This is a genomic window from Streptomyces sp. a15 (assembly GCF_059026085.1).
On the sequence record NZ_JBWLKM010000095.1, the window covers coordinates 21,155 to 29,866 of the forward strand.

Genomic DNA, 8,712 nt, shown 5'->3' on the forward strand with positions numbered 1-8,712 from the left:
CGCGCACCCCCGCCGTGCACCGGCGGGTGCCCGGCGGCCACAGCAGAGCGCAGATCCCGTCATGACCGCCACCCGCATCCTCGTGACCGGCGGAGCCGGGTTCATCGGCTCCCACCACGTCCGGACGCTGCTCGGCCCGAACGGCCCGCCGGACGTCTCGGTGACCGTCCTCGACAACCTCACCTACGCCGGCAACCCCGCCAACCTCGACGACGTGCGAGACACGGACGGCTTCGCCTTCGTCCACGGCGACATCTGCGACCCGGACCTCGTCGACGCCCTGCTCGCCGAGCACGACCAGGTCGTGCACTTCGCCGCCGAGTCCCACGTCGACCGGTCCATCTCGGGCGCCGCCGCCTTCGTCCGGACGAATGTGCAGGGCACCCAGAACCTGCTGGACGCCGCCCTGCGGCACAGGCCGAAGCGGTTCGTGCACGTTTCCTCCGACGAGGTCTACGGCTCGATCCGCCACGGTTCCTGGCCGGAGACCGACCCGCTGCGGCCCAACTCGCCCTACTCCGCGTCCAAGGCCGCCTCGGACCTGATCGCGCTGGCCTACCACCGCACCCACGGCCTCGACGTCCGCGTCACCCGGTGCTCGAACACCTACGGGTCCCACCAGTTCCCCGAGAAGCTCGTCCCCCTGTTCATCACCCGGCTGCTGGAGGGCAGACCGGTGCCGCTGTACGGCGACGGGCACAACGTCCGTGACTGGATCCACGTCGACGACCATGTGCGAGGCATCGAACTCGTCCGCACCCTCGGCCGCCCCGGCGAGGTCTACAACATCGGCGCGGGCAACGAACTGTCCAACCGGGAGCTGACCGGGCTGCTGCTCACTGCCTGCGGCGCCGACTGGGACATGGTGCGGTTCGTCGAGGACCGCAAGGGTCACGACCGGCGCTACTCGGTCGACTTCACGAAGATCCGCACCGAGCTCGGCTTCATACCGGCCAAGGACATGTCCTCGGGACTCGCCGAGACCGTCGACTGGTACCGGACGCACCGTTCCTGGTGGGAGCCGCTGCTGCGCCGGTCCGAGAAGGGGAGAGAGCTCCCCATGAGGGTCCTGTCATGAGCGCACCCATCGAGGACTACGCCCTCATCAGCGACCTGGAGACCGCCGCCATGGTCGGCCGCGACGGCTCCGTCGACTGGCTGTGCCTGCCCCGCTTCGACTCACCGGCGTGTCTCGCCGCCCTGCTGGGCGCCGAGGAGCACGGGTTCTGGCGGGTCGCGCCCGTTTCCGGCGGCGCCTGTACGCGGCGCGCCTACCGGTCGGACACGCTGGTTCTGGACTCGGTGTGGGAGACCGCGGCCGGGACGGTGCGCGTCACGGACTTCATGCCGCCCAGGAGCCAACTGCCGTGTGTCGTGCGGATGGTGGAGGGCCTGACAGGTGCCGTGACCGTTCGTAGTGAGCTGCGGCTGCGGTTCCATCAGGGGCGTGTCGTGCCCTGGGTGCGCGACATCGCACCCTGCACGGTCGCGGTCGCCGGGCCGGACGCCGTCTGGCTCGGCGCCGACGGCCCGGTGCAGGTGGCGGACGGCGACGGGAGTGCCACGTCCTGGGAGGTCACGGTTCCGGCCGGACGCCGGCTGGCCCTCAGTCTGGCCTGGGCGCCCTCGCACCTGCCCGAACCGCCGGCGCCGCTGTTCCTCCCCGCCGAGACGGTGCTCAAGGAGACCGTCGACTTCTGGCGCCGCTGGAGCGGCCAGTGCCGCTACCAGGGGCCGTGGCGGGAGGCCGTGGTCCGCTCGCTGATCACCCTCAAGGCACTCACCTACGCCCCCACCGGCGGCATCGTCGCCGCGCCGACCACCTCGCTGCCCGGCTGCATCGGCGGCGAACGCAACTGGGACCACCGGCACTGCTGGTTGCGCGACTCCACCGCCGCCCTGTCCTGCCTGCTGCGCAGCGGCTACCACACCGAGGCCACGGCCTGGCTGGACTGGCTCGTGAGGGCCATCGCCGGTGACCCGGCCGATCTGCAGACCGTGTACGGCGTCAAGGGGCAGCGGCTGCTGCCGGAGACCGAGGCGCCCTGGCTGCCCGGCTACGCGGGATCGCGGCCGGTGCGGTTCGGGAACTCGGCGGTGGGGCAGTTCCAGCTCGACGTGTACGGGGAGGTCCTGGACACGTTGTGGCTGTCCCTGCGGGCGGGGATCCCCATGCCCGCCCATGTGTGGGACCTGGTCCAGGAACTGATGGGCTTCCTGCACCGGCACTGGCGCGAGGCCGACCAGGGGCTGTGGCAGGTGCGCGGCCCGCGGCGGCAGTTCGTGCACTCCAAGGTGATGGCCTGGGTGGCCGCCGACCGCGCCCTGCGCATGGGCGAACTGCTGGGCCGCAACGGCTCCTCGGGCGAGTGGCGGGCCATGCGGGACGAGGTGCACCGCCAGGTCTGCCAGGAGGGCTGGGACCCGGCCCGGCAGTCCTTCGTGCAGTCCTACGGCTCCTCGGCCCTGGACGCCTCCGCCCTGCTGATGCCCCGCCTCGGCTTCCTGCCCGCCCGGGACGAGCGGGTGCGCGCCACCGTCCGGGCCATGCGCGGGCTCGGCCACGGCGGCTTCGTACGGCGGTACGCGCACGGCGGCACCGGACCGCACCGGGTGGACGGCATGCACGGCGGCGAGGGCGCGTTCGTCGCCTGCTCCCTCTGGTACGCCGAGGCGCTGGCCGCGACCGGCCGGCCGCGGCAGGCCCGGGACGCCTTCGAGCGCGTCCTCGCCGTCCGCAACGACGTCGGCCTGCTGTCGGAGCAGTGGGACCCGGACGCCGGACGCCAACTCGGCAACGCGCCCCAGGCCTTCAGCCACATCGCCCTGGTCGAGACGGCGTTCGCCCTGTCGGCGGGGCAGGCGCCGGACCGCCGCTGACCGAGCCGCCGTCGACCCCGAGGCAAACGCCCCTCAGCCCCTCAGCCACTCCTCAGCCCCTCAGCCCCTCAGCCACCCCTCAGCCCTCAGTCACCCCTCCGCCCTCAGCGGTCCCTCAACCCTCAGCCGTCCTTCGCCTTCGGCCACCGCGCCGACCCCGCATACCCATCCGGATTGAGCCGCTGGAAGCGCCACGCGTCCTGGCACATGTCGGCCAGGTCCAGGGCGGGCCGCCAGCCCCAGGCGTGGGCCACCGCGCCGGCGTCGGCGACGAGTTCGGCGACGTCGCCCGGACGTCTCGGCGCGAACTCGTACGGCACCGACCTGCCACACGCCGCGGAGAACGCGGCGACCACCTCCAGGACCGAACTGCCCCTGCCCAGGCCGAGGTTGTACACGTGCATGCCCGGTGCGTCGGCGAGGTGGTCGAGCGCGACGCGGTGGGCCTGGACGGTGTCCATGACGTGGATGTAGTCGCGGATCGCGGTTCCGTCGGGGGTGGGGTAGTCGTGGCCGAACACCCGCAGCCGTTCCCGTCGGCCGACGGCCACCTGGGCCATGTACGGCATGAGGTTGTCGGGCTCGCCGCGCGGGTCCTCGCCGAGCAGCCCGCTGGGGTGGGCGCCGGTGGGGTTGAAGTAGCGCAGGCACATCACGGTGTACTCGGGGCGGCGCCGGCAGACGTCGGCGAGGATCTGCTCGCAGAGCCACTTGGAGGCCGCGTACGGGTTGGTGGGGCGGGCCGGGGTGGACTCGTCGAGGGGGCCGTCGTCCGCGTCGCCGTAGACCGAGCAGGAGGAGGAGAACACCAGCCGGTGGACCCCGTGGTCCTGCATGGTGCGCAGCAGTGCGGTGGTGCCGCCGACGTTGGTGTCGTAGTACTCGACGGGGGTGCGGGTCGAGCCGCTGACCGACTTGTGCGCGGCGAAGTGCACGACGGCGTCCACGGCGTGGCGGTCGAAGACGGCCGAGAGGGCGCGCCGGTCACGGATGTCCAGCTCGTAGACGGCGCCGACGAAGCGGCCGGCGATCCGTTCCACCCGGGTGAGGACCTGGGGGGTGCTGTTGGAGTAGTCGTCGACCACGATGACCTCGTAGCCGTGGTCGAGGAGGTCCACGCAGGCATGACTGCCGATGAAACCGGCCCCGCCGGTGACGAGGACGGTCGACGGTACCGGCTCGCTGCGTGCCATGGCAGGACGCTCCCGCGCGTTGCGGAGATGCCGTACGTTTACGACGTATACATCCGACTCTGCGCCCCTCTGCGCCCGGCGTCAAGAGGAACTGGGGCCGCCCGGCGTCCGGAACTGCTGGCTCAGGGCCTGACCAGCAGCTGGAAGTCGAACGCGTACCGAGAGGCGCGGTAGATGTGCGTCCCGTACTCCACCGGCCGGCCCGTGTCGTCGTACGCCGTGCGCTGCATGGTGAGCAGTGCGGCGCCCTCCTGTTCGTCGAGGAGGGCGGCCTCCTCGGCGGTGGCGGAGCGGGCGCCGATGGTCTGGCGGGCGCTGTGCAGGGTGATGCCGGCGGAACGCATCAGCCGGTACAGGCCGGTCGACTCGAGCCTCGCGGTGTCCAGGTCGAGGAGGCCGGCCGGGAGGTAGTTGCACAGGAAGGCCACGGGCTGGCCGTACGTGGAGCGCAGCCGCTCCAGGACCGTGACCTGGCCGCCCTCCGCGAGGCCGAGGGCGGCCGCGACGTCGGCGGAGGCCGGGACGGTCTCGTTGCGCACGACCTGGGTGGCGGGTGCCTGTCCGGCCGCCTCCAGGTCGTCGTAGAGGCTGCTGAGTTCGAGGGGGCGCTTGACCTGGCTGTGCACGACCTGCGTGCCGACCCCGCGCCGCCGTACGAGCAGTCCCTTGTCGACCAGGGACTGAATGGCCTGGCGGACCGTCGGCCGGGACAGTCCGAGGCGTACGGAGAGGTCGATCTCGTTGCCCAGCAGGTCGCCCGGGGCCAGCTGGCCGTGCTCGATCGCCGCCTCCAGCTGCTGGGCCAGCTGGTAGTACAGCGGCACCGGACTGCCCCGGTCCAGGGCGAAGTCCAGGGAGCTGAGCGCGGGGGCGGCACGTGAGTAGCCGCCGGTCTTCGCCATGGGGTACCTCCCTCGGAGGGTCGGGAGCGGGGGTTCGGAGGTGGTTTGCGGCGGGCGGCGACCTGGCGGTCGTACTCCTCCCGCGCCCGTACGGCCGACTCGTGGCGTCAGTCGTCTCAGGCGGTCGTACTCGGGTCCGATGCCGCCGCGAGCAAGGTCTCGATCTCGGCAGCGGTCGGCATCGCGGAGGAGCAGGCGAGGCGGGAGGCGACGTGGGCGCCGGCGGCGCCCGCGTACCGCATGGTCCGCTCCGGTTCCCAGCCGGAGAGCAGCCCGTGGCACAGCGCGCCGCCGAACGCGTCGCCCGCGCCGAGGCCGTTGACCACCTCGACCGGGACCGGCGGGACCTCGGCCGTCGTACCGTCGCGGTGCATGGCGAGCACTCCCTTCGGCCCCTGCTTCACCACCGCCAGTTCCACGCCCGCCGTCAGCAGTGCCTCGGCGCACGCGTGCGGGTCGCGCACCCCCGTGGCGATCTCGCACTCGTCGAGGGTGCCGACGGCGACGGTCGCGTGCCGGAGCGCTTCGGCGTAGTAGGGCCGGGCTTCTTCCGGATCCCGCCAGGCCGTGTCGCTCCACAGCGCGGGACGCCAGTCGAGGTCGAACACCGTCGTGCCTGCCTTGTCCCGGCACTTGAGGGCGGCGAGCGTCGCCGAGCGGCTCGGCTCCTGGCTCAGCCCCGTGCCGGTGATCCAGAAGATGCGGGCCGCACGGATGGCGAAGTAGTCCAGCTCGTCGGTGTGGACGGCCAGGTCGGGGGCGCTCGGCCGGCGGTAGAAGTACAGCGGGAAGTCGTCCGGCGGGAAGAGCTCGCAGAACGTCACCGGGGTGGGCAGGCCGTCCACCGGGGTCACCCAGCGGTCGTCGACCCCGAACTCACGTAGTTGCTGGTGGAGATAGACTCCGAACGGATCGGCACCGGTGCGGGTGATCACCGCGGTGGCGCGCCCGAGCCGGGCTGCCGCGACCGCCACGTTCGCGGCCGAACCGCCGAGGAACTTCCCGAAAGTCTCCACACGTGCCAGGGGCACGCCGGACTGGAGGGGGTAGAGATCGACTCCGATACGGCCCATAGTGATCAGGTCGAAGGACTTGGCTGATCCGGCCATGCGCGACCTCCTCGAGCTGCGCGGGGGGAGACGGACTCCGAAGGGCCCGCCGCCCCCAGGTGTAGGCCGCGGAGGGTGACGCTGTCAATACTTTGTACTTACATTCGGACCTGCTTGTGAAATGATGTCTTAACAAAGTATTGACAGCGGTTGGGCCGAAGGAGTTGGATCCGGTCCCAGCGCACAAGCCGCGTTCTCGCGGCGCACGACCCGGATCTTCCGAGGTCCTGGGCCCCTGACACAATCCCGTGATTGCCTTTCCCCCGTAGCGCAGTGAGGTGCAGGAAAGATGGACCGCATTTCTGGCTTCCGCTCCCGCAGATTCGCCCCCGCCGTGGCTCTCGCCGCGGCCGCGGCCCTGACCCTCGCAGGCTGCTCCAGCAGTTCCGGCGGCAAGAAGGCCGAGGAGAGTGAGGCCGGCGCCTCCGCGGGCAAGGCCACCACGCCCCGGATGACGGTCGCGCTGGTGACCCACCAGTCGGCCGGTGACACCTTCTGGGACATCGTCCGCAAGGGCGCCGAGGCCGCAGCCGCCAAGGACAACATCAAGCTCATCTACTCCGCCGACCCGAACGCGGGCAACCAGGCCAACCTGGTCCAGAACGCGATCGACCAGAAGGTCGACGGCATCGCCATCACCCTCGCCAAGCCGGACGCCCTCAAGGACGTCGTGAGCAAGGCGAAGGCCGCGAACATTCCGGTGGTCGGTCTCAACTCCGGTGTGAGCGAATGGAAGAAGCTCGGCCTGATGGAGTTCTTCGGCCAGGACGAGACCGTCGCGGGCGAGGCCCTCGGCAACAAGCTGAACACGACCGGCGCCAAGAACGCCGTCTGTGTCATCCAGGAGCAGGGCAACATCGGCCTCACCCAGCGCTGCGACGGCGTGAAGAAGACCTTCTCCGGCAAGCTGCAGACGCTGTTCGTCAACGGCACCGACATGCCGTCCGTGAAGTCGACGATCAGCGCCAAGCTCAAGCAGGACTCCTCCATCGACCAGATCATCACCCTCGGCGCCCCCTTCGCGCTGACCGCGGCACAGTCGGTGTCCGAGGCCGGCAGCAAGGCGAAGATCGCCACCTTCGACCTCAACAAGCAGCTGACCAGCGCCATCGACCAGGGCACCATCGAGTTCGCCGTGGACCAGCAGCCCTACCTCCAGGGCTACCTGGCGATCGACTCCCTGTGGCTCTACAAGAACAACGGCAACTACATGGGCGGCGGTGAACAGCCGGTGCTGACCGGGCCGGCCTTCGTCGACAAGACGAACGTCGACGCCGTGGCCGCGTTCGCCGCGAAGGGCACCCGGTGATGAGTATGACCCAGCATGCCGAGCCGGCGGTGACCACACCGCCGGCCTCCGGCCCGAACAAGACCGACGGCCGGACCTCTCAACGCCCCCTGGCCCTGCGGCTGTTGGCCAGGCCCGAGGTGGGTGTCTTTCTCGGCGCCGCCGCGGTGTACGTGTTCTTCCTGATCGCGGCACCGCCGGTGCGCGACGGCAGCTCGATGTCCACGATCCTGTACCAGTCGTCGACCATCGGCATCATGGCCCTGCCGGTGGCGCTACTCATGATCGGCGGCGAGTTCGACCTGTCGTCCGGCGTCGCGGTGCTCACCTCGGCGCTCACCGCGAGCATGCTCAGCTACCAACTGACCATGAACGTCTGGGTCGGTGTGATCGCCGCGCTGGTCGTGTCCCTGGCGGTCGGCTTCTTCAACGGCTGGATGGTCGTCAAGACCGGACTGCCCAGCTTCCTGGTCACCCTGGGCACCTTCCTGATCCTCCAGGGCGCCAACCTCGCGGTCACCAAGCTGGTCACCACCAACGTGGCCACCGACGACATCAGCGACATGGCCGGCTTCGACCAGGCGAAGAAGATCTTCGCCTCGTCCTTCGACATCGGCGGCGTCCAGGTGAAGATCACGGTCTTCTACTGGCTGGTCTTCGCGGCCATCGCCACCTGGGTCCTGCTGCGCACCAAGTACGGCAACTGGATCTTCGCGGTCGGCGGCAACAAGGACTCCTCGCGGGCCGTCGGTGTCCCGGTGACCTTCACCAAGATCTCCCTGTTCATGCTGGTCGGCGTCGGCGCCTGGTTCGTCGGCATGCACCAGCTGTTCACCTTCAACACCGTCCAGTCCGGCGAGGGCGTCGGCCAGGAGCTCATCTACATCGCCGCGGCGGTCATCGGCGGCTGTCTGCTGACCGGCGGCTACGGCTCGGCGATCGGCCCGGTCTTCGGTGCCTTCATGTTCGGCATGGTGAACCAGGGCATCGTCTTCGCCGGCTGGAACCCCGACTGGTTCAAGGCGTTCCTCGGCGTGATGCTGCTCGGCGCCGTCCTGATCAATCTGTGGGTCCGCCAGTCGGCGACCCGGAGGTGACCCCCATGACAACCACCAACGGAACCGGCACCCACGGCGCCGTCCTTCCCGAGAGCGACGCCGCCCCCGACACGGACGCGGCGATCGTCGAACTGCGCGGTGCGGGCAAGTCGTACGGCAACATCCGCGCCCTGCACGGCGTCGACCTCCAGGTGCACCCCGGCCGGGTCACCTGCGTGCTCGGCGACAACGGCGCCGGCAAGTCCACCCTCATCAAGATCATCTCCGGGCTGCACCAGCACA

Annotated in this window: 8 protein-coding genes; 5 read left to right on the forward strand and 3 right to left on the reverse strand. The window is 70.4% G+C overall.

The window, feature by feature from the left end:
- The first annotated feature begins 61 nt into the window (after positions 1–61).
- Positions 62–1,078 (forward strand): dTDP-glucose 4,6-dehydratase, encoded by a 1,017-nt coding sequence (gene rfbB / locus AC5P09_RS44725; RefSeq protein WP_493879426.1) that lies wholly within the window; start codon positions 62–64, stop codon positions 1,076–1,078.
- On the forward strand, positions 1,075–2,880 hold the full coding sequence (locus AC5P09_RS44730; protein WP_493879427.1) for a glycoside hydrolase family 15 protein: 1,806 nt from the start codon (positions 1,075–1,077) through the stop codon (positions 2,878–2,880). Before rfbB ends, AC5P09_RS44730 begins: the two co-directional genes overlap by 4 nt.
- 122 nt (positions 2,881–3,002) lie before the next feature.
- Here AC5P09_RS44730 and galE read toward each other — a convergent pair whose 3' ends face one another.
- The 3 genes from galE to iolC form a co-directional block, all read right to left on the reverse strand.
- Positions 3,003–4,073 (reverse strand): UDP-glucose 4-epimerase GalE, encoded by a 1,071-nt coding sequence (galE, locus tag AC5P09_RS44735; RefSeq protein ID WP_493879428.1) that lies wholly within the window; start codon positions 4,071–4,073, stop codon positions 3,003–3,005.
- A 122-nt stretch (positions 4,074–4,195) separates the two neighbouring features.
- Positions 4,196–4,975: a GntR family transcriptional regulator gene (locus AC5P09_RS44740; RefSeq protein ID WP_493879429.1), complete on the reverse strand. Its 780-nt coding sequence runs from the start codon at positions 4,973–4,975 to the stop codon at positions 4,196–4,198.
- A gap of 116 nt (positions 4,976–5,091) precedes the next feature.
- Positions 5,092–6,084 carry a 5-dehydro-2-deoxygluconokinase gene (gene iolC / locus AC5P09_RS44745; protein ID WP_493879430.1) on the reverse strand — a complete coding sequence of 331 codons (993 nt, stop codon included), beginning with the start codon at positions 6,082–6,084 and terminating at the stop codon, positions 5,092–5,094.
- Positions 6,085–6,373: 289 nt separating this feature from the next.
- Here iolC and AC5P09_RS44750 point away from each other — a divergent pair, with 289 nt between their 5' ends.
- The 3 genes from AC5P09_RS44750 to AC5P09_RS44760 form a co-directional block, all read left to right on the forward strand.
- A complete protein-coding gene (locus AC5P09_RS44750) occupies positions 6,374–7,393 on the forward strand; it encodes a sugar ABC transporter substrate-binding protein (protein ID WP_493879431.1) in 1,020 nt (339 codons plus the stop codon).
- Positions 7,393–8,469, forward strand: a complete 1,077-nt coding sequence (locus AC5P09_RS44755; RefSeq protein WP_493879432.1) for an ABC transporter permease — start codon at positions 7,393–7,395, stop codon at positions 8,467–8,469. Before AC5P09_RS44750 ends, AC5P09_RS44755 begins: the two co-directional genes overlap by 1 nt.
- 5 nt (positions 8,470–8,474) lie before the next feature.
- The coding region (locus AC5P09_RS44760; protein WP_493879433.1) for an ATP-binding cassette domain-containing protein at positions 8,475–8,712 on the forward strand (238 nt) is incomplete at its 3' end.

Excerpts from the sequence above, each read along its gene's own strand:
- galE (WP_493879428.1), bottom strand. The coding sequence starts at position 4,073 with ATGGCACGCAGCGAGCCGGTACCGTCGACCGTCCTCGTCACCGGCGGG.
- AC5P09_RS44740 (WP_493879429.1), bottom strand. The coding sequence starts at position 4,975 with ATGGCGAAGACCGGCGGCTACTCACGTGCCGCCCCCGCGCTCAGCTCC.
- iolC (WP_493879430.1), bottom strand. The coding sequence starts at position 6,084 with ATGGCCGGATCAGCCAAGTCCTTCGACCTGATCACTATGGGCCGTATC.
- AC5P09_RS44755 (WP_493879432.1), top strand. The coding sequence starts at position 7,393 with ATGAGTATGACCCAGCATGCCGAGCCGGCGGTGACCACACCGCCGGCC.
- rfbB (WP_493879426.1), top strand. The coding sequence starts at position 62 with ATGACCGCCACCCGCATCCTCGTGACCGGCGGAGCCGGGTTCATCGGC.
- AC5P09_RS44730 (WP_493879427.1), top strand. The coding sequence starts at position 1,075 with ATGAGCGCACCCATCGAGGACTACGCCCTCATCAGCGACCTGGAGACC.
- AC5P09_RS44750 (WP_493879431.1), top strand. The coding sequence starts at position 6,374 with ATGGACCGCATTTCTGGCTTCCGCTCCCGCAGATTCGCCCCCGCCGTG.